Genomic DNA, 20,729 nt, shown 5'->3' on the forward strand with positions numbered 1-20,729 from the left:
GATGCTCAATATTTTCGACGGGTGTCACCACACTGTTCCTTCTGGCTGGCTGCCTTGCTTATTAATATGATAAATAACAGACCTCAGGTGACAAGCCGGTGTCAACAGGGCTAGTACGGATATCGCCTTGCCGTCGGCGGTCTTGCTTGTAGCAGGGAAAAAAAGAAGGGCCGGCAGTTTGCCGACCCAGTTTGCTTTCCAATTTTATCGTGTTGATAAATTTGTCTGTTTTGCCGTCAAAGAGACAAAAGGGCTGCCATGATCCCGCGCAGTTCGGCCAGCCCCTTCAAGCGGCCAATGGCAGGATAGCCCGGCTGGGCCTTGCGCTTCTGGTCGTCGAGAATATCGAGACCATGGTCAGGCCGCATGGGGATCGACCAGTCATCTCGGCCTTCCACCTTGCGCCTTGCCTCTTCATCCAGCGCCGCTTGCATGAGGGCAACCATGTTCACATGTCCGCCCAGATGTTCCGATTCATAAAAGGAGCCCTTGATCGCGTCACTTTCCAGAGCCACGTTGCGCAAATGCAGGAAATGAACCCGATCACCAAGGCGTTTCATCATGCCGGGCAGATCATTATCCGGGCGCGCCCCCAGTGAGCCGGAGCAAAGCGTGATGCCATTGGCAGGAATATCGACCGCATCCATCATATATTTGTAGTCCGCCTCAGTGGACATGATGCGTGGCAGGCCCAGAAGTCCGAACGGAGGATCATCCGGGTGGCAGCAAAGGCGCATGCCAAGGGTTTGGGCCACTGGAGCCACTTCTTCCAGAAAGGCAACAAAATGGCTGCGTAGTTGCTCCTGGGAGATATTGTCATACTGGGCAAGGTTGGCCCGCACATTTGCCATGGAAGGTGCCTCGGCATCTCCGGGTAGGCCATAAATGATTGATCCGACCAACAGCTCGCGCCCGGCATCATCAAGGCGCTCGAAGCGACCTTTGGCTTCTTCGATCACATCGTCGGGGAAATCTTCGTGCGCTCCGGCCCGTTCCAGAATGAACAGATCAAAGGCTGCGAAGTCGATCAGATCGAACCGCATGCAGGTGGCGCCGCTCGGCAGACGATAGGTCAGATCCGTTCGCGTCCAATCCAGCACCGGCATGAAATTATAGCAAATGATCTTGATCCCGGCGTCGGCCAGATGCTGCATGCTTTGCTTGTAATTCTCGATATGGGTGCGCCAGTTGCCCATCTGCTGCTTGATGTCTTCAGAAACAGGCAGGCTTTCGACAACTTCCCATGCCAGACCGGAAGGTGTGCCATCCTTCTTGCAAGCGATGAGCTGTTGGCGCGCTGCAATTTCTTCGGGGCTCCAGATATCGCCGGTTGGAATGTGATGCAGGGCGCTGACGACCCCTTCCACACCGGCCTGAAGCATGTCCTCAATCCCAACTCGATCCTGAGGACCGAACCACCGCCACGTCTGACGCATTTGCCGTCTCCCGTATGTTGTTCTTGGCGCCCGACTGCCCGAATTCGCAAGGACAAGGGGTGCATGACCGGTTCCTCCGGTGCAATTTATCCGGCCGCAATGCGCATATGGTCCAATGCCTCTGCGCTCTGTTGCCGCGTTATATCAATCTTTATCACAGCCAAAGCCGGTTGACAAGTATGGTGGTATGCCGGTATGGTGGTTAGCAATTGGAGGATAGCTTATGTCGCTGCTTGATGGGTTGGAGCAACAGGAAATTGATTTGCGTTTGCCGGTGGCACCGCAGATTCACGGGATTTTGCGCCAACAAATCATCCGCAACCAACTGACGCCGGGAAGCCGAATGTCAGAGGCCGAATGGGCCACTGCCTTTGCTGTTTCGCGCCAGCCAGTAAGGGAGGCCTTTATCAAGCTGGCCAATGACGGTCTGCTCGATATCCTGCCCAACCGGGGCAGCTTTGTGAAAAAGATCTCCCCCAACGCCGTCATGGATGCCCGCTTTGTGCGCGAGGCAATCGAAGCAGACATTGTGCGTCTCGTGGCGGAAACCCATGACGCGGCAGTAGACCGCGAGCTGGCAAACCAGATCGAACATCAAAAACGGGCCGTGGAGACGGATGATCCGGATGCCTTCATCGCGCTGGATGAATTGTTCCATCAGACCTTGGCCGAGGTGGCCCACAAAATGGGCGCTTGGGCCGTTGTTCAAAGCCAGAAGGCGCAGATGGACCGTGTCCGCTATCTCTCGTTGGTTGAGCATAATACCGCGAAATTGCTGGAACAGCACAATGCCATCGTTGCGGCGATTGCTGTCCACGACGCTACAGCGGCAGAGGCCGCCATGCGGTCCCACTTGCGGCGCATCCTGAAGGATCTGCCGCAGATCGCTCAAGAAAAACCTGAACTATTTGAACCCGGGGACGGTTGATCCCCATCGACAATGACTGGGAGGAACAAATGTCATTTTCGGCTATTAGCAAAACCATTCTGGCTGGCGCGGTTGCCAGCCTTCTCGGCTCCGCCGCCATGGCGGCCGACTATACCCTGAGCATCAACACTGCTCTGGCCACATCCGATCCGCTTTACAAGGGGCTTGAATCTTTTCAGGCCAGTGTTCTGGACGCATCCGATGGCCGCATCGAAGTCAAACTGTTCCCCAATTCCCAGCTCGGCCCTGATGAAGACGTGCTGGAACAGGCCCGCGCCGGTGCGCCGGTGGCCGTGATTGTCGACGGCGGTCGTCTCGCCGTTTTCCAGAAAGAGCTGGGGGTGCTTGGCGCTCCTTTCCTGGCGTCTGGCTATGAAGGCATCCGCAAGGTTGTCACCTCTGATCTGTTTGAAGAATGGGTCAAGAAACTGCATGACGCTTCCGGTCATCAGATCCTTTCTTTCAACTGGTGGCAGGGCGAGCGCCATCTGCTGACCAACAAGGAAATCAACGTTCCCGCAGACCTCAACGGCATCCGCATGCGGACGCCGGGCGCCCCTGTCTGGACCGGCACCATTGCCGCCATGGGCGCAACGCCAACCCCGATGCCATGGGGTGAAGTCTATTCGGCTCTGTCGTCCAACGTGATTGATGCCGCCGAAGCCCAGTTGCCAGCCATTGTTGGCGCAAAGCTGGATGAGGTCATCAAGTATGTCACTAAGACCGGTCATATCAACCTGATCACCGGCATGGTCACTTCTGCCATGTGGTTCGACAGCCTGCCTGCAGATCTTCAGACCGTTCTTCGCGAAGAAGCCCTCAAAGCAGGTGACATTGCCTCTTATGGCACGCTCAAATCCTTCGAAGGCATCGAAAAAGAGCTGAAGGAAAAAGGCGTCGAAGTGCGCGAAGTCGATGTCACGCCTTTCAAGGAAGCCACCGCCAAGGTCTATGACGATCTGGGCTATGGCGACCTGCGCGACAAACTGCGCGCCATGGCCGCCGAATAATCAATAGCATGCATCAGGACTGTCGCAAGCCCCCTTGCGGCAGTTCGCCCAACGCGGCCCAATCTCAAGCGCACACTTTCACCTGCGAGATGGTCACCAAGGCTTGCGCACTTCAACGATAAACCGCATCATTCTTTCGTCCCCCGTCTTGAAGGAATGAACAAAAAGCGAGGCTGTCATGCCGGGGTTTCTTGGAAAAATCGAATTTTTTGTTGGCGCGGTGCTGCTGGCCGTGATCACATTTCTGGTCTTTATCGCGGCAGTGATGCGCTTCTTTGGCCATCCGCTGATCTGGTCGGTGGATCTGGCTCAGCTGCTGTTCATCTGGCTGTGCTTTGTTGGGGCAACCCGGGCCATGCGCGAGCGCGTGCATCTGGGCGTAGACTTTCTGGTCCGCCTGTTTCCCTTCGCAGCGCGCCGCCTGATTGAAACAGCGCTGGCTTTCCTTTTCATCGCCTTTCTTCTGGTGCTGGCCTATGAAGGCTACAAGCTGACGATGCTCAACTGGCAACGCGTATTCGGCGATTCCGGTCTCTCCTATGCGTGGGTCACCATTTCGGTGCCAGCTGGTTCGATCCTGCTCACCATCTCCATTCTTTCAAACACGGTCCTTTCGTGGCGTTCGGGAGAAGAAACAAAACGGCTTGTCTTCACCCGTCCCAAGAGCACCGACGAGCTGGCCAACCAACAAGATGCTGTGGAGGGCTAACCATGGGACTGATCGCACTTATCTTTGCAATTCTCATGATTCTGGGCGCTCCGGTGGCCTTTGCCATCGGGATCTCGGGCTTCGTCTTCTTCCTCACTTCAGACATCATGCCGGTCTCCATCGGCGTGCAAAAGATTGCCACGGTGTCTCAGAGCTTTCCGCTTCTGGCCGTTCCCTTCTTCGTGCTGGCCGGACACCTGATGAATGAAAGCGACATTACCGATCGCCTGTTCCGCTTCTCCAAGGCAACGCTCGGCTGGATGTCCGGAGGCTTGGCTCTTGTGTCCATCTTCCTGTCGACACTGATGGGGGGCGTTTCCGGCTCGGCTGTGGCAGATGCAGCCATGGAAGCGCGGGTGCTTGGACCGCAGATGCTGGCCAATCGCTATTCCAAGGGCTACACGGCGTCAGTCATCGCGCTTTCCTCTCTGATCACGGCAACCATCCCGCCCTCCATTGGGCTCATTCTCTATGGCTATGTGGGGCAGGTTTCCATTGGCCGGTTGTTTCTGGCCGGGGTGGTTCCGGGCCTTTTGATGATGCTGTTCCTGATGGTTGCCGCTTTCGTCATCGCCAAGCGGCGCAATTATGTGATTGAAGCGGCCGAGAAGCCGACCCTTGGCGAAGTGGGCCGGGCGGCATGGGACGCCAAATGGGCTCTACTGTTCCCTGTGTTGCTGATCATCTCCATCCGCGGCGGAATCTTCACCCCATCGGAAGTGGGTGCTTTCGCCGTGGTCTATGCCATTCTGATCGGCAGCTTTGCCCATCGGGTGATGACATTCGATTCCATCAAGCGCGCTTTCGGCCATGCGCTTTCCGATATCGGCATGATCATGCTGATCATCCTGATGAGTGGCATGATCGGTTTTGCCATCATCTTTATGCAGGTGCCCCAGAGCGTGGCGGGCTTCCTGCTCAATTCTCTCAGTGAGCCGCATTTGATCGTCGGGGTTATCCTGATCTTTCTTCTGATCTCGGGGCTATTCTTCGAGAGCACCATTCTGGTGTTGCTGCTCACGCCGATCTTTGTGCCGGTCATCAAGAGCGCCGGGGTAGACCCTGTGCATTTCGGCATCCTAATGATGACGATCGTGACCTTCGGTTCCATGACGCCGCCGGTCGGAGTGGCCATGTTCACCGTCTGTAGCCTTCTGGACACGCCAATCGAGGAGTATGTGAAAGAAAGTCTGCCTTTCATGCTGGCCATCCTGTGCCTTGTTCTGTTACTCCTGTTTGTACCAGAGCTGGTGCTCTTCTTGCCCAACTGGGCATTTGGTTAGCGGATATTGCCTTTTTCCGCTCCTGCAAAGAGAAGCCAGAGAGCCGCCGCGCCATTGCCCGCGGCTCTCGCCTCTTTGCCCGTATAATTCCACTTATGCTGACCCGTGTCATTCTACTCCGGGCCACTCAACGCAAGAGTTTTTGATATGACTTCCGACATTTTCGACGCAGCAAAAGAAACCGTAAGGCGCCCCGCCTATGATCGCGATGCCCTCAAGGTACGCATGTGCCATATTGGCTTTGGCGCGTTTCACCGGGCCCATCAGGCCGTCTATACCGATCAATTGATCGGCGCAGGCGGAACGGATTGGGCCTATCGCGAAATCGAACTTATGGGACCGACAGACCTGCTTGATGGTCTGGCCGAGCGCGGCTATCTCTACACCGTGGTTGAAAATGGCGCCGAAGAGCAGGACGCCCGCATCGTCGGCTCCGTGATTGACCATCGCCACATGGCGCAGGTGGGGCCGGAAAGCATTGTTGACGCGATTTCCGAGGACGGCATCGAACTGGTTTCCATCACCGTAACGGAAAAAGGCTACACGTTGACGGCCAATGGCGGGCTGGATTTTGACAATCCGATGGTGAAGGCCGATCTGGAAAGCCCCCATGCACCCAAGACGGTGGTCGGCACGCTGGTTGCCGGTCTTGCCAAGCGTCGCGAGGCGGGCAAGCCGCCTTTCACCATTCTCTCATGCGACAACCTACCTTCCAACGGTCATATGACCAAACGCGCCGTGCTGGACTTTGCCCGCGCGGTGGATGCAGATCTGGCAGCATGGATCGAAACCGAAGCGCGCTTCCCCTCCACCATGGTCGACCGCATCGTGCCGGCCATGACCGAAGAAAGCCATCAGATCCTGGCCGATTACATCGGCTATACTGATCCGGCCGGTTTCCTGTGCGAGCCCTTCCGTCAGTGGGTGATCGAGGATGACTTCGTCTCGGGGCGTCCAGACTGGGATCAGGCCGGAGCCACCTTCACCCGCAATGTGTTGCCTTATGAAAATATGAAACTGCGGATGCTGAACGGCTCCCACTCTTTCCTTGCCTATCTTGGCTATCTGGGCGGGTATGAGACCATCGCCGATACCATGGGCGATGAAGCCTACAAGGCGGCGGCCCATGCCTTGATGATCAAGGAGCAGGCCCCGACGCTGGAAGCGCCGCAAGGGGTCGACCTTGGTGCCTATGCCGATGCCTTGATCGGGCGCTATTGCAATCCGAATATTCGTCACCGCACATGGCAAATCGCCATGGATGGCAGCCAGAAGCTCCCCCAACGCGCGCTGGAATCCATTGCCCATCACCTCAAGGCTGGCACGCCCTACCCTCGGCTTGCCCTACTGGTGGCTGGCTGGATGATCTATGTGAGCGGGGTGGATCTGGAAGGACAGCCGATTGATGTGCGCGATCCGCTCTCCGAAAAGCTCAAAGAGCTGGCACAAGGGGACAGCATAGAAATCATCGTTTCCAACCTCATGCAGCAATCAGGCGTCTTCCCTGCAGAGCTGGCGCTGAGCGCCGCGCTCAAGATTTCACTGGAAGAGGCCTATAGAGCTATCAAGGAGAAAGGCATCAAAGACGCGGTTTCTGCGCTCGCCTGACCGCTGGCCAGAATGACTGACTGAAGGCGATCAACATCACTCCATACAATAATGGCCCGTTGCTTTGACGGGCCATTTTCTTTGCAGAGAGCAGAGACCTCTCCAACAGAAGACAAGTCAGAGCTGAAGAACACCTGCAAGCTGATCCGTCATTTCATGCCCCTCACCGGTCCAGCGGAAAAAAAGTGGCTTCGCATTAGGGGCCGTGGGAACATCATTGCCAATGCTTGCCAGAACCATTGCTGCGCGGATGACCCCAGCATGGCACACGAAGACCGGCAAGCTGTCTTCAGCCTTGGCACAGCATTCCGAAATCGCCTTGAGCACGCGCGCGAGCAGCTCATCCCATGTATCGCCCCCCTTGGGCTCGGCATGGCGCGAGGGCAGGTCGCTTACCAGTTTGCCCTCAAACTCACCCCAATCTCTCTCGCGCAGATCCTCATGGATCTCGAAAGTGCGATCCGGAAAGGCCAGCTGGCAGGTATCCTTTGCTCTAGTCTTGGGGCTGACAAACAGGCTGGTTTCTTGCAGCCAGTGGAGGCTGGAAAGCTTGCTGGCCTGTTCCCGGCCAAGATCAGACAGGGGCACATCGGTCGCACCGGCGACGATGGCATCCCGGTTGGCCGTCGTCTGGCCATGGCGGATCATGCAGAAGGTACGTTGGGGCAAAGAGGGGAGTGTCATGGGAAATCGCTTTCGGTTGGCTCTTGGTTGCCGGGCGATAAGGACGGAAAGAGGTACGGCAACCCTTATTGTCTTTTCACTTTTTTTGCGGTGACGGGCTCTGATTTAACGCCCGTTGCAAGGCTTGTCCAGCCTGAGCCAGGTGCGGGAAACCCTTTTCAGGCTGGCATATTATCGCAGCCCAAAGGGCCACTCGGGGCCGTCAGATCAGGCGCTGCCACCACAGGCCCGGTTGACCAGATCAATCTGGAAGCGCACGACGTCATGTACCTCGTAGTTCGTGAAGGCGATGTCTTTCATGAAGCCAAAACCGAAAGCGAGAGCCAGGATGGACAGTGCAAGCTTTTCGATATCGGCGTCTTGGTGAAGCTCGCCTTCTTCCTGGGCGGCTTTGAGCAACTCGCTATATTTAACCTTACTATTATTCATGATCTGCATGAGAACAGCATGCATGGTCTCACTCATACGCGAAGCTTCCAGCAAGTCCTTGTAAAGCTGAGCAAAGGTTTCCTTGACTTCTTTCTGGGCGCAGCCGCCAAGATTGGCGATCAGCGTTTCGAGCGGTGACGTAGTTTTGATTTGACTAAGAAACTCGATCTTCATACGTTGCCACAGGCACAGCAGCGCTTCTGCACGCAATGCATCGGCAGAGTCAAAATGGTGATGAATTTGGCCGGGCGAAGAAGCTGTGGCTTTCGCGACATTCCTCACGGTTGCAGCAGCCAGCCCCTGATGCTGAATAACATCAATGGCCGCTTCGATAATCTCGGAGCGCCTTTGCTCTTTAGGTAGATATGACATTTTATTTTCCAAAGCGACACGTGCCTGATCCTGTCACATTTGAGAATCAAGGCATTTGTTAAATAAATCGCCTTAAAAATAAAATCAAACTGGACATCAGTGCAATTTGGACATATGTACAAGTGCTAAACTGTCCACCTCTTATGACCACTTTACGTGTGTCACCAACAGTCTTTTGTCTTGCAGGAGCATTTCTTGCAAGATGATGATCTCTTTTTTGAAAGTAGTGGAAGGCAATATGACCCATTCTTCCAGAAAACATATTCTAACCGTTGCGATGGGCCTTGCGATTGGTCTCGCCTTTGCACCAACCTCCAGCTCGGCTCAGGGCGCGGGACGCCCGCCTGCGATGGTCACCACCATGCAGATCAAGCCCGAGACGGTAACCATCAGCGAAGAATTGCCCGGGCGCGTCTCGGCCTTTCGCACGGCGGCTATTCGCCCGCAGGTTGGTGGCATTCTCGAAGAGCGCCTGTTTGAACAGGGGGCCGACGTCAAGGAAAACCAACCTCTTTTCAAGATCGCTTCGGAAACCTATGAAGCGCAGGTCGACAATGCCCGCGCCGCATTGACCAGCGCTGAAGCGTCTCTCGATTTGGCCAATATCCAGCTGGATCGTGCCAGACAGCTGTTCGAGAAAAAATCTGCCAGTCAGCAGACCTATGATAGCGCACAGGCCGAAGCCAAAAGCGCCGAGGCGAGCGTAGCAGCTGCCAAGGCCACCTTGAAAGCCCAGCAGATCAACCTTGATCACACCACGGTTCGCTCCCCTATCAATGGCCGCATCGGAGCGGCTCTGGTGAGCGAAGGCGCTCTTGTCTCGGCCAACCAGTCTCAGGCACTGGCGACGGTGCAGCAGGTTGACAAGGTGTATGTCGACTTGCGCAGGTCGGCCCTTGATCTGCTCAAGATGCAGAAGATGGCCAATCTGGCGCCGGATTCCTCCTCCATCGAAATTCTGGGTGTCGACGGCACGGCCTATGAGCAAAAAGGCCAGCCAATCTTTACCGACGTCACGGTGGATGAAGCCACTGGCGATGTGACCATGCGCGTGCTGGTGGAAAATCCCAATCAGGATCTGCTGCCCGGCATGTTCGTTCGTGCTCTGGTACCCCGTCAGATCGTAGAGAATGCCTTGCTGCTTCCTCAGCAGGCCATTATTCGCGGAGTGACAGGAGATGCGCGCGTCGTTGTGGTTGACGACGAAGGCAAGGCGCATTTCAAGAATGTGGTTCTGGGCGAGCTGGTCAAGAGAAGCTACATCGTCACCGAAGGTCTTGAACCGAATGAGACTGTCATCATTCGCGGCCAGACACGGGTTACTCAGGACGGCGCACAAGTGAATGCGACCCCCGCAGAACAGCCCAAACAGTAACGGGAATTTCTGATGCCTAGTTTTTTCATCGATAGACCCGTCTTTGCATGGGTCATAGCGATATTTATCGTGCTTGGCGGGCTGTTGACCCTGTCATTGCTGCCGGTCACGCGTTATCCGGATATTGCGCCTCCCAGCGTATCCATTCGTGCGACCTATCCCGGCGCGTCTCCCGAAGTGGTCAACGACAGTGTCGTCAGCATCATCGAGCCCGAATTGTCCGGTGTAAAGCATCTGCTTTATTTTGAATCTACCGCCAACTCTTCGGGCATGGCAACCATTACCGCAACCTTTGAATCCGGCACTGATCCCGAGTTGGCGCAGGTCGATGTTCAGAACAAGATCAAGTCGATCGAGCCTCGCCTGCCCGAAGCGGTGCAGCGAACCGGTCTGACCATTGAATCCTCCTCTTCAGGCTTCCTGATGGTCGTTGCGTTGACCTCTCCTGACGGCACCCTGACCGCCCTCGATCTGGGCGACTATATGGAGCGAAATCTCGTTCAGCCCCTAAACCGTGTGGCTGGCGTCGGGCGCGTGCAGTCCTTTGTTTCCAAAAAGGCAATGCGTGTGTGGATCGATCCACACAAGCTACTCTCCTACTCGCTGTCTGTTTCCGACGTGACAAGCGCGATTGCGGCTCAGAACGTGCAGATCTCGCCGGGCCGTGTTGGTGCAGAACCAACGGTGGAAGGGCAGAGAATTGGTGTTCCGCTCACAGTGGAAGGACAGCTTAGTACGCCGGAAGAATTCAACAATATCGTTCTGCAGTCCAATCAGGATGGTTCTAAGTTGACATTGGGTGATGTAGCGCGCGTCGAAGTCGGCGCACAAACCTATGCCTTTGTCTCACGGATCAATGGCTCGCCATCAGCGGCCATGGCCATCCAGCTGGCTCCTGGGGCAAACGCCATGCGCGTGTCTCAGGCAGTGCAGGACCGCATGGCCGATCTGGCCACCGCAATGCCGGACGGAATGGAATGGTCAGTGCCCTATGACACCTCACCATTCGTTGCGATTTCCATCGAGAAGGTGGTCCATACGCTGATCGAAGCCATGGTCCTTGTGTTCCTGGTGATGTTGCTGTTCCTGCAGAAGATCCGCTACACGCTCATTCCGGCGATCGTTGCCCCCATTGCATTGGCGGGCACACTTGTCGTCATGTATGCTTCGGGCTTCTCGATCAACGTGCTCACCATGTTCGGCATGGTACTCGCCATCGGTATCATCGTGGATGACGCCATCGTTGTGGTGGAGAATGTGGAGCGTATCATGGCGACCGAAGGGCTGCCTCCAAAGGAGGCGACCCGAAAGGCCATGAAGCAGATTACCAGCGCCGTTATCGGCATCACGCTGGTTCTGACGGCAGTGTTCATCCCAATGGGCATGTCGTCTGGCGCCGTGGGTGAGATCTATCGACAGTTCACCATGTCCATGGCTGTGTCGATCCTGTTCTCCGCCTTCCTTGCCCTATCGATGACGCCGGCGCTGTGTGCGACCCTGCTCAAACCGATCGACCCGGATCACCATGCATCAAAGGGCGGTTTCTTTGGCTGGTTCAACCGCGGGCTGGACGGCATCACCAATGTCTATGTCCGCATCGTGGCGGTGTTTGCCCGCAAGATTGCGATCATGGCAGTGCTCTATCTGGCCATTGTCTCCGGGCTTGGTTACAGCTTCATCAAACTGCCAACCTCGTTCTTGCCGGTGGAAGACCAGGGGTCTTTCATTACCCTTTACAGCTTGCCATCAGAGGCAACCCAGGAGCGGACCAAGGAAATCGTTGCCATGTATGAGAAACATGCTCATACACGTGAAGCGACCAAGGATGTGTTCGCCGTCGTGGGCTTCAGCTTCAGCGGCATGGGTGCCAACACCGCATTGTCCTTTACCACGCTGGATGACTGGGCAGAACGTGACTCGTCGGCGGCCGATGAGGCCAATGTCGCCAACCGCACCATGTTTGCAGCTCCGGAAGGGCAGATCTACAGTATCCTGCCGCCATCCATTCCATCGCTTGGCACTTCTTCGGGCTTTGCCATGCGTCTTCAGGATCGTGCAGGTCTTGGCAACGAAGCATTGGTCAACGCACGAAACCAGTTGCTCGGCATGGCCGCGCAAAGTGATCTGCTGACAGGTGTCCGTCCGGACGGCTTGCCACAGGGGGCCAGCATCCGGCTTGAAATTGACAGGCAGAAAGCCGAATTTCTTGGCGTGCCGTTTGCTTCCATCGCGTCGACACTGTCTTCGGCCATGGGCTCCAACTATGTCAACGACTATAGTTATCAGGGCCAGTTGCGCCGCGTCACCGTACAGGCTGATGCTCCATTCCGCATGCAGATCGAGGACGTGCTGAAGCTCAACCTGCCAAGCTCCACCGGAGCCATGGTTGAACTCTCAGAAGTCGTGAAGCCGGTTTGGGAGCAGAGCCCGTTGCAGCTTGTTCGCTACAACGGCCTGCCTGCCGAGCGTATCAGCGGCAGCGCCGCACCAGGCGTTTCTGCCGGTGAGGCAATGCTGGAAATGGAACGTCTGGCCAGCCAGCTGCCTGAAGGCTTTGGCATCGAATGGACCGGACAGTCTCTGCAGGAGAAGAATACCAACGCGCAGACGCCAATGCTGCTGGCCTTGTCCATGCTCGTTGTCTTCCTCGTGCTGGCGGCTCTTTACGAAAGCTGGTCTATTCCCTTCTCGGTGTTGCTTGTCATTCCGCTTGGTGTAATCGGTGCCGTCGTGTCGGTGTATCTGCGCGGTCTTGAGAATGACGTGTTCTTCAAAGTCGGTCTGATCACCATCATCGGGCTCTCAGCCAAGAACGCCATTCTGATCGTCGAGTTCGCCCGCGCACTTTACGACGAAGGGAACAGTCTGTTGGATGCGGTGACGGAGGCCGCCCGCCTGCGTATGCGACCGATCCTGATGACCTCGCTTGCCTTCACGCTTGGTGTAGTGCCTCTGATGCTTTCCAGTGGCGCCAGTGCTGAAACCCAGCATGCGATCGGCACCGGTGTGTTCGGCGGCATGATCACGGCCACATTCCTTGGCCTCTTGTTCGTGCCTGCCTTCTTCGTCTTTGTGGTTGGCATTGCCAACCTGTTCAAAGGCAAAAAGAAGGATGATACCGCGACAGCTTCATAAGGCTCAATAAAGCCGATTTGTTTGGAACAAAGAGGGGCGTCGCTCATTATCCGAGTGATGCCCCTTTTTCATGCTGAGGATCAGGGACATATCGCCACGTCTGATCGCACCCTCATGATTGTTATGTTGATTGCAGGAATCAGCTGTGGTTTTCTTTTATCAGTTTGAGTAACCAGTGCTTTTTTAAAAAGGATTTTTCTGTGTCCCGTAGCCTGTTCTCCATCGCTTCGCTTCTGCTCGGTTCTGCCTTCCTGTTTTTTGCTGGTGGACTAACCGGTATGCTCTTGCCTGTTCGAGGCGGCATCGAGGGTTTTTCGAGCTTTAACCTCGGTCTTCTGGGTACGGGCTGGGCCGTGGGCTATGTGTCTGGTTGCCTGCTGGTTCCTCAACTTGTAACGAGAGTAGGCCATATTCGCGCTTTCAGCGTGATGGCTGCCATGGCCTGTATTTCAGTCTTGATGTCGTCCCTGCTGGTCTTGCCTTACGCCTGGATCATTCTGCGCGCGCTGGCGGGCTTTGCCTTTGCAGGTGCAGCCATGATCGTTGAAGGCTGGCTGGTGGAACGCTCGGAGCCTGAAAGCCGAGGCATGATCTTTGGCACTTATACCATGGTCAACCTGTTTGCGAGCACCGCAGGACAGATGGTCATCGCCATTGGGTCACCGGAAACTTTCCAGCTGTTTACCGTCGCCTGCATCTTCTATGTTATTGCGCTTTTGCCAACAGCTCTCACCAAATCCCAGGCGCCAGTGCCGTTGGCACGGGCCAAACTCAACGTACCCCGCCTATGGAAGAACTCGCCCGTCGCTGTGATCGCAGTGTTGCTGACCGGCATCTCGAACGGCAGCTTCGGTACTCTGGTTGCCGTGTATGGTCACAATATCGGCCTGTCGGTCTCAGGTGTGGCGCTGTTCGTCAGTGCGTCCATTCTTGCGGGTGCGGCCGCCCAAATCCCCATCGGCTTTCTGTCAGACATGATTGATCGTCGTCTGGTCGTGATTGTAATTGCACTGGTTGCCATCGCTTCGGACAGCATGTTTGTTACCCATGCCCCGACCACAACAACGATCGCCGTCATCTATTCAGCCATTTTCGGCGCTGCTGTCTATTCCTTCTATCCAGTGCTGGTGGCGCATGCGAACGACCATGCGGATCCTTCCGAGGGCCTGCAAACCAGTGGCGGCCTACTGCTGCTGATGGGGTGCGGAACGATGATCGGGCCCTTGCTGGGTGGTGTGCTGATGTCCGTACAAGGCCCCAATGGTCTGTTTGTCTCAACAACGATGGCCCATATCGGCATCCTGCTCTTCACCATCTGGCGGATGACCCAGCGTGTCGCGGTTGATGACGAGGACAAGGGACAGTTTGTTCCCATTTCTCCAATGCGTACCCGTACGCCGCAAACCATTCTTTTGGCTGATGGCGAAATCGCTGAAGAAGAATTGTCAGATGACTATGAGGGCGAAAGTCTGGCAAGTGACCCTTTGGAAAGCACCCCTGACCGTGCTGACGAGGAAACCGAAGCGGAGAAGCAATAGTCCGCGTCTCTTTGCTTTCGTGCAGCTCATCTCTCTGGAAGAACAAGGCCCCTTTTGGCCTTGTCTGCCTGTCAGGCAGGCACGCTTAGGAAGCGATAGCGTTCCCCTTGCAGATGCACGGCGGTAAGGGCGTTGCCATAGACGGCGCCGGTGTCGATGCCAATCCGGCCAAGCCCGACTTCCGGGACGTCAAAAGGCGTGTGGCCATGTATGATCCGGCGATCTGACGCCGGTTCTTCCACTAGGAACGGCTCACGTATCCAAAGCAGATCCCGCACGGTCTGCTCTTGCATGGGCACATGATGGCGCATACCGGCATGCACGATATGGGCATTGGGCATGGTGAGCGCGGCTGGCAATTGGGCTAGAAAGGCGCGATGCGTGGCCGGTATCCGCTCGGCTAACCAACCCGAAAGCGCGCCCTCGGGCATGCCGGTTTTAACAAAATCATCCAAATCAATGCCGTAGGAAGCAAGTGTTGCCACGCCGCCCCATCCGATCCACGGGCTAGAGAGGGTGGGCTGCATGAGAAATTCGCAGAAGGTCAGATCATGGTTGCCGCACAGCACCAGCCGCTCAACATTGTTCGGCAATGGAGATGAGAGGCAATGCTCGATCACGCCTTTGGAATCGGGCCCTCGGTCCACCAAATCGCCGACCGAGACAATGAGGCTCGGCGTTGCCCGGCTTTTGGCTTCCGCGAAGATCATGCCCTCAAGCAGCTTGAGCAGATCAAGCCGGCCGTGAATATCACCGATCGCATAAACATCTCTTGGTTGCTCATCCAGCACCAGCCGGGGCCGGGCAAGCGGGTCTGTCATGATGTCTTGGGCTTTGGAGAGTATCGATGCGGCCATGGGCAATGGGTGTCCTTTCCTTTCGAACCGATCCGTGTGGCGCCGCCGTATCAAAGGCGAGAAACTGCGTTGCGTTGGCCTGACTATGCCTTCTGAGACTGTCAGCGTAAAGGCTTTTGGCAAGAACGGACAAAAGCCCCGTTTGGCAGGCCCAATGTGACGGCTGACATCAAAGCTTCACACGACTGTCATATACAGCTCCTATAGACCGCCCCACACACCACACCATTTTCAGTCCCGTGTTTAGTCCCGTGCGCCCATATTTCTACAAAGCTCCCTTTATGACCAATTCCTCGCAGACGGCTCTTTCCATCCATTCAATATCAATGAGTTATGGAGCGAACAAAGTTCTCGACGGGATTGACGTCTCCCTTGAAGCTGGCAAGGTCCTTGGACTTTTGGGCCCTTCTGGCTGTGGCAAGACAACCCTGTTGCGTCTCGTCTCAGGCCTGCTTTTGCCCGATGAGGGCATAATCGAAATAGCGGGGCGCGCGGTTGCCGCGCCAGCCAAAGGTATCGCCCTTCCGCCCGAGCAGCGCGGCCTTGGCATGGTGTTTCAGGATTACGCCCTGTGGCCTCACATGTCCGTTGCCAAAAATGTCGCCTTCCCGCTGGAAATGCAGCGGCGCTCCGGCGCTGAATGCAGGGACCGTGTCGCAAAGGCGCTCGACCGGGTCGGGCTTGGCGCCATGGCAGAGCGGCGCCCATCCGACCTCTCCGGCGGCCAGCAACAGCGCGTAGCTATTGCCCGGGCCATCGTTGCCGAACCGCCGCTCGTGCTGTTTGACGAGCCCCTTTCCAACCTTGACCGCGAATTGCGCGAAAGCATGGTCGAAGAGCTCAGCGATCTCGTTGCCGACCTTAATCTCAGCGCGGTTTATGTGACCCATGACCATGGCGAAGCGCTGACGCTAGCCGACCATGTGGCTGTCATGCGCGGCGGCAAGATAGAACAGCTGGCCTGCCCTGATGAGCTGGTCAGCAATCCTGCCACAGTGGCCGTGGCTGACTTCCTGCGGCTGGGCTGCCTGCTGCCTGCGGATCGCAATGGCGATGGCTGGCAGGTGGAAGGCACATCGGTGCGGTTGCCCGATGGTCCGGTAGCCTCTGCCAAGAGCACTTTGCTGCTGCCCGAGCGGGCCATGAGGCTGGGGAGCGAAGGCCCGGCACAATTCAAGGCGCGTGTGCTGCGCGCCCAGACAAGAAGCACCGGACATGCCCTTACTTTGGGTATCGAAGGGACTGACCACCTCATCCGCCTTGTCAGCGCCCAGCGCGCAAGGATCGGAGATTTAATCGATATTTCCTATTCACCTGAAGAGCTGCGCTGGTTCCCTGCGTAGACATGACCAAACTATTGGAGCATTTTCATGCGTCGTCTTACTCTTGCTTTGGCCCTTGGCCTCATGGCATCCACTGCTGCCCATGCAGACGTGACCGTTTATTCTGCCGGTCCGGGCGCTCTGATTAAGAATCTCGTCAAGGGCTTTACCGCCAAAACCGGCATCAAGGCCAATGTGTTTCAGGCAACCACCGGCAAGGTGATGGCCCGCCTTGAAGCGGAAAGCGCCAACCCTGTTGCCGATGTCGTCGTCTCTGCCAGCTGGGGCACCGCAACCAGCTTTGCCGAAAAAGGCCTGCTCCTGCCTTACACCAGCCCGAATGCCGAAACGGTTCCTGACTTCCTGAAGACCGATACCGCTGTCGCTCAGGGCGTTGCCGGTCTGGTTATTGGCTGGAACACCAAATCCGGCACCCCGAAGCCAACCGATTGGTCCGACCTCACCAAGCCCGAGTATAAAGATCTGGTCACCCTGCCTGATCCAGCCGCTTCTGGTGGCACCTACACGCTGGTTGAAGCCTTTACAGCCAATGGCATGACTGATGTTCTGGAAGGCCTCAAAGACAATGGCGCGATCGTTGCCGGTGCCAACAAGGCAGCGCTCAACCCTGTTCTGCAGGGCGCAAAGGCCGCCGTTTTTGCAGGCGTTGACTACATCACCATGGGCGCTGCGGCCAAGGGCGAAAGCGTTGAAGCCATCTTCCCTGAAAGCGGCACCGTGGTTGCGCCACGCCCGATCATGATCCTCAAATCCTCCCAAAATCAGGATGATGCGAAGAAATTCGTCGATTATGTGCTTTCTCCTGAAGGCCAGAATGAAGTGGCCAAGGTTCACCTGATGCCGTCCCGCACCGACATCAAGGTCGACCGTCCGCTGATCGGCGATCTGAAGCTGCTTTCCACCGAAGGCGCGCCGTCTCGCGAAGAGGTTCTGGCTGGCTTCAAGAAGATCTTCAACTGATGGCAAAGGCAACGACGACAGGCGCAGAAGGAAGCGCGCTCTTAAAATGGATCGCCACCTACGGGCTGCTGCTCGTCGTTGCAGTTCCCTGCCTGTTCATCATCATTCAGGCAATCTTTCCAGACATCGGGAGCGGCTCTCTGGCCGCTCCCTTCTCACTCTTTTTCAAGACTCTGTCTGATCCGGATCTGTTCGGGCTGGCCGGAAACACCCTTCTTCTGGGTGTTGGCACGGTCTTTTTCGCCGCTCTCTTCGCTGTTCCTCTTGCCGCTTTGCGCGCCCTCTTCAAGGTGCCCGGCGCGATCATTTGGGATGCGCTGTTGCTGATCCCTTTCATGATCCCGCCCTATATCGCAGCCCTTGGCTGGATCATGACGCTGCAGCCTCATGGCTATATGGAACAGGTGACGGGCATCAATCTGGCCGGACTGATTTTCTCGGTGCCTGGCATCATGATCATCATGGGGCTCAACACCTTTTCGGTGGTCTATTTCGTTCTCTCGCGCACCTTCGAAACCATCGGCGCGCGCTATAGCGATGTGGGCCGTGTGTTTGGTGCGGGTCAGTGGCGCTCCTTCTGGCGCATTACCTTTCCGCTTGCCATGCCCGGACTTGCCGCTAGCCTTTTGCTGGTTTTTGCCATGTCCATCGAGGAATATGGCACCCCCGCAGCGCTGGGCCGCAGGATCGGCTTTGACGTGCTGGTGACCGGTATCGAGAACCGGATTTCCGAATGGCCCATCGACCTGCCCGGTTCCGCGACCCTGTCTCTGGTGCTCGTGGGCATGGCTCTGGTGGCCTTCATGATCCAGCGCTGGCTGCTGACGCGGCGCGATTATCGCATCGTCAGTGGCAAACCGCAGGCTTCGGACAAACGCGCGCTCGGCCTCTGGGCTGTGCCGGTTTCGCTCTATTTCGGCTTCATTACTTTTCTGGCCACGGGCCTGCCCATTCTGGCCATTCTGGCAACGGCCTTGTCGCGCACCATCTCCGGTGGTCTGACGGCAGAGAATATGGGCATGGACAATTTCAATGAGCTGCTCGGCAAGGGCAGCGAGGGGCTTGTCGCCTTGGGCAACTCTCTGGCGCTTGGCGTTTCCACGGCGCTGTTGGCTGGCCTGCTCGGCGCAATCACCGCCTATTCCGTGGTCAAGGGACGCGGACGTTTCCGTCTCGTGCTGGATGCCCTGTCCATCACGCCGAATTCTCTGCCCGGCGTTGTGGTCGCGGTCGGCATCATTCTGGCGTGGAACCAGCCTTGGCTGCCGATTACACCCTATAACACGCCTTTCATTCTGCTGTTGGCCTATATCTGCATCCTGCTGCCCCAACCGGTGCGCTATGCCACCGCCTCTCTGCACCAACTGGGCGACAATCTTGAATCGGCGGCAAGGGTAAGCGGATCAGGTCCGCTCAAGGCGTTCATCCGGATCATCTTCCCGCTGATCCTGCCCAGCATGGTCACATCGATGATCCTTGTCTTTGCAGTGGCCTCGCGCGAGCTGGTCGCATCTCTTCTGGTCGCCCCCATCGGTTTCCAGACCATCGCCGTCTATATCTGGACCCAGTTCGACCAAGGCTCTGCTGGGCTGGGCATGGCCATGGCCTTTTGTGCCATCATGATCACCACGCTCATTCCACTAGGATTGATCGGTCTGCTCCGCTGGCTCTCCAAGGGTCAGGTGGCAGGGCTTAACTAGCACCGCCCGTTGTCACACAAGAAACCCCGCAAGCGTGGCTTACGGGGTTTCTTCTCTTCTTCAAGCTTATAGTGCCCCACTAGCCCATCAGAAGGGACGGGAGCCATGTGCTCAGAACCGGGAAGAGGCAGAGCAGCAGCACCACAAGAAAGTTTGCCAGAAGGAAGGGCAGCGCTCCACGAAAGACCGACAGAATTCCCTCCCCCGAAACGCTGGCGCAGACATTGAGGCACATGCCGACCGGCGGCGTCACCAAGCCCACGGCGAGACCGGAAATCAACACTGCACCAAACTGGATCGGCGACACACCCAGCATCTTGAGCGCCGGCAAAAAGACCGGCGTTAACAGCAGAATGGCCGGACTGACATCGACAAAGAAGCCGATCAGCAGAATGACCACCGCCACAGCCAGCATCGCTGTTGTCGGGCCGAGCTGAAGCTGCACAAATAGCATGCCGATCATCTGCGTGACATGCTCAAGGGCCAGGATCCAGGTAAAGACGCCAGAAAAGGCAATGATGATCATCACGTTGGCCGAACTGAGAATGGCTTCGCCAAACAGCTTGGGCAAATCTTTGAATGTAAGGCCTCGATAGACGAACAGGCCGACCAGCAAGGCATAGAGCGCCCCAACAGCAGCCGATTCCGTTGCCGTTGCGATGCCCGTCACCACAGAACCAACCACGATGAGCGGCATCAGGAGGGCGGGCAGGCCTTCCATCGTACCGCGCAAAACCTTTGCGGGGGCGAGATCCACCTCTTCGCAGGGGAACTGGTTCTTGTGGGCAATGATCAGCACAATGCCCAGCATGAAGACGCCCACCATGACGCCTGCGATCAGGCTGCCCAGAAACAGCCGACCGACCGATTCCGACGCGGCAAAGGCATAGATGACCATTGGGATGGAGGGCGGAATAATCATGCCCATGGTGGAAGACGCAGCAATGAGGCCGGTAGCCGTGCGCACCGGATAGCCTTTTTTCTTCATGGCCGGGATCATCACCTGACCGATGGAGGCGGCATCAGACACCGACGAGCCCGAGATGCCGCCAAAGACCATCGCCGTTAGGACAGAGACCAAGCCGAGCCCCCCTCTGAGGCGACCAACGAAAAGCATGCAGAAGTCAATCAGCCGACCGGTAAGGCCGCCATGGTTCATCAGGTGCCCCATGACGATAAAGAGGGGCAGCGACAACATCACCGAACTGTTCATGCCGGCATAGACGCGTGCGGGCAGCACCGCGATGAGATCGGGTTGATAGACGAGAAAATAGAGTAGCCCCGACAGGCCCATCGAATAAGCGATGGGAACACCGATAAGCATGAACAGGACAAGACTGCCAATGAGCAAGAGCATGGTTT

At 56.7% G+C, this 20,729-nt stretch carries 16 protein-coding genes; 11 read left to right on the forward strand and 5 right to left on the reverse strand.

From position 1 onward, the window contains the following. Nucleotides 1–236 precede the first annotated feature (236 nt). Nucleotides 237–1,436 carry a mannonate dehydratase gene (uxuA, locus tag ACKPCT_RS15255; RefSeq protein ID WP_319567325.1) on the reverse strand — a complete coding sequence of 400 codons (1,200 nt, stop codon included), beginning with the start codon at nt 1,434–1,436 and terminating at the stop codon, nt 237–239. A 223-nt stretch (nt 1,437–1,659) separates the two neighbouring features. Here uxuA and ACKPCT_RS15260 point away from each other — a divergent pair, with 223 nt between their 5' ends. The 5 genes from ACKPCT_RS15260 (at nt 1,660) to ACKPCT_RS15280 (ending at nt 6,974) form a co-directional block, all read left to right on the forward strand. Further along, nucleotides 1,660–2,364: a GntR family transcriptional regulator gene (locus ACKPCT_RS15260; protein WP_090069492.1), complete on the forward strand. Its 705-nt coding sequence runs from the start codon at nt 1,660–1,662 to the stop codon at nt 2,362–2,364. A 29-nt stretch (nt 2,365–2,393) separates the two neighbouring features. Then, nucleotides 2,394–3,374 (forward strand): C4-dicarboxylate TRAP transporter substrate-binding protein, encoded by a 981-nt coding sequence (locus ACKPCT_RS15265; protein WP_319567326.1) that lies wholly within the window; start codon nt 2,394–2,396, stop codon nt 3,372–3,374. A gap of 178 nt (nt 3,375–3,552) precedes the next feature. Next, nucleotides 3,553–4,083 carry a TRAP transporter small permease gene (locus tag ACKPCT_RS15270; protein ID WP_090069489.1) on the forward strand — a complete coding sequence of 177 codons (531 nt, stop codon included), beginning with the start codon at nt 3,553–3,555 and terminating at the stop codon, nt 4,081–4,083. 2 nt (nt 4,084–4,085) lie between these two features. Beyond that, nucleotides 4,086–5,366: a TRAP transporter large permease gene (locus tag ACKPCT_RS15275; protein ID WP_090069486.1), complete on the forward strand. Its 1,281-nt coding sequence runs from the start codon at nt 4,086–4,088 to the stop codon at nt 5,364–5,366. A gap of 147 nt (nt 5,367–5,513) precedes the next feature. Continuing rightward, nucleotides 5,514–6,974: a mannitol dehydrogenase family protein gene (locus tag ACKPCT_RS15280; RefSeq protein ID WP_319567327.1), complete on the forward strand. Its 1,461-nt coding sequence runs from the start codon at nt 5,514–5,516 to the stop codon at nt 6,972–6,974. A 117-nt stretch (nt 6,975–7,091) separates the two neighbouring features. On the opposite strand, the gene ACKPCT_RS15285 is transcribed toward ACKPCT_RS15280, so the two are convergent. Together ACKPCT_RS15285 and ACKPCT_RS15290 are read right to left on the reverse strand one after the other, a co-directional pair. Then, complete coding sequence (locus tag ACKPCT_RS15285) at nt 7,092–7,658, reverse strand: histidine phosphatase family protein (RefSeq protein ID WP_319567328.1); 567 nt, start codon at nt 7,656–7,658, stop codon at nt 7,092–7,094. Nucleotides 7,659–7,865: 207 nt separating this feature from the next. Continuing rightward, a complete protein-coding gene (locus tag ACKPCT_RS15290) occupies nt 7,866–8,459 on the reverse strand; it encodes a TetR family transcriptional regulator (protein ID WP_090069478.1) in 594 nt (197 codons plus the stop codon). A 238-nt stretch (nt 8,460–8,697) separates the two neighbouring features. On the opposite strand from ACKPCT_RS15290, the gene ACKPCT_RS15295 reads away from it, so the two are divergent. From ACKPCT_RS15295 to ACKPCT_RS15305, 3 genes are all read left to right on the forward strand, one after another. Continuing rightward, nucleotides 8,698–9,834, forward strand: a complete 1,137-nt coding sequence (locus tag ACKPCT_RS15295) for an efflux RND transporter periplasmic adaptor subunit (protein ID WP_175527918.1) — start codon at nt 8,698–8,700, stop codon at nt 9,832–9,834. A 12-nt stretch (nt 9,835–9,846) separates the two neighbouring features. Then, nucleotides 9,847–12,969, forward strand: coding sequence for a multidrug efflux RND transporter permease subunit (locus tag ACKPCT_RS15300; RefSeq protein WP_319567329.1), 3,123 nt, complete (start codon nt 9,847–9,849; stop codon nt 12,967–12,969). A 200-nt stretch (nt 12,970–13,169) separates the two neighbouring features. Continuing rightward, nucleotides 13,170–14,507, forward strand: a complete 1,338-nt coding sequence (locus ACKPCT_RS15305; protein ID WP_319567330.1) for an MFS transporter — start codon at nt 13,170–13,172, stop codon at nt 14,505–14,507. Between the two features lie 71 nt (nt 14,508–14,578). Here ACKPCT_RS15305 and ACKPCT_RS15310 read toward each other — a convergent pair whose 3' ends face one another. Continuing rightward, nucleotides 14,579–15,364: a metallophosphoesterase gene (locus tag ACKPCT_RS15310; protein WP_319567331.1), complete on the reverse strand. Its 786-nt coding sequence runs from the start codon at nt 15,362–15,364 to the stop codon at nt 14,579–14,581. A gap of 281 nt (nt 15,365–15,645) precedes the next feature. On the opposite strand from ACKPCT_RS15310, the gene ACKPCT_RS15315 reads away from it, so the two are divergent. The 3 genes from ACKPCT_RS15315 to ACKPCT_RS15325 are packed head-to-tail and all read left to right on the forward strand — an operon-like array spanning nt 15,646 to nt 19,367. After that, nucleotides 15,646–16,707, forward strand: coding sequence for an ABC transporter ATP-binding protein (locus ACKPCT_RS15315; protein ID WP_319567332.1), 1,062 nt, complete (start codon nt 15,646–15,648; stop codon nt 16,705–16,707). Nucleotides 16,708–16,734: 27 nt separating this feature from the next. After that, nucleotides 16,735–17,667, forward strand: a complete 933-nt coding sequence (locus tag ACKPCT_RS15320; protein WP_319515412.1) for an ABC transporter substrate-binding protein — start codon at nt 16,735–16,737, stop codon at nt 17,665–17,667. After that, nucleotides 17,667–19,367, forward strand: a complete 1,701-nt coding sequence (locus tag ACKPCT_RS15325; RefSeq protein WP_319567333.1) for an ABC transporter permease — start codon at nt 17,667–17,669, stop codon at nt 19,365–19,367. The genes ACKPCT_RS15320 and ACKPCT_RS15325 overlap by 1 nt, the downstream gene beginning before the upstream one ends. Before the next feature lie 79 nt (nt 19,368–19,446). On the opposite strand, the gene ACKPCT_RS15330 is transcribed toward ACKPCT_RS15325, so the two are convergent. Further along, nucleotides 19,447–20,724 carry a TRAP transporter large permease gene (locus tag ACKPCT_RS15330; RefSeq protein ID WP_090069460.1) on the reverse strand — a complete coding sequence of 426 codons (1,278 nt, stop codon included), beginning with the start codon at nt 20,722–20,724 and terminating at the stop codon, nt 19,447–19,449. Between the last annotated feature and the right edge of the window lie 5 nt (nt 20,725–20,729).

The organism is Cohaesibacter marisflavi (assembly GCF_963665895.2).
Taxonomy (GTDB): domain Bacteria; phylum Pseudomonadota; class Alphaproteobacteria; order Rhizobiales; family Cohaesibacteraceae; genus Cohaesibacter; species Cohaesibacter marisflavi.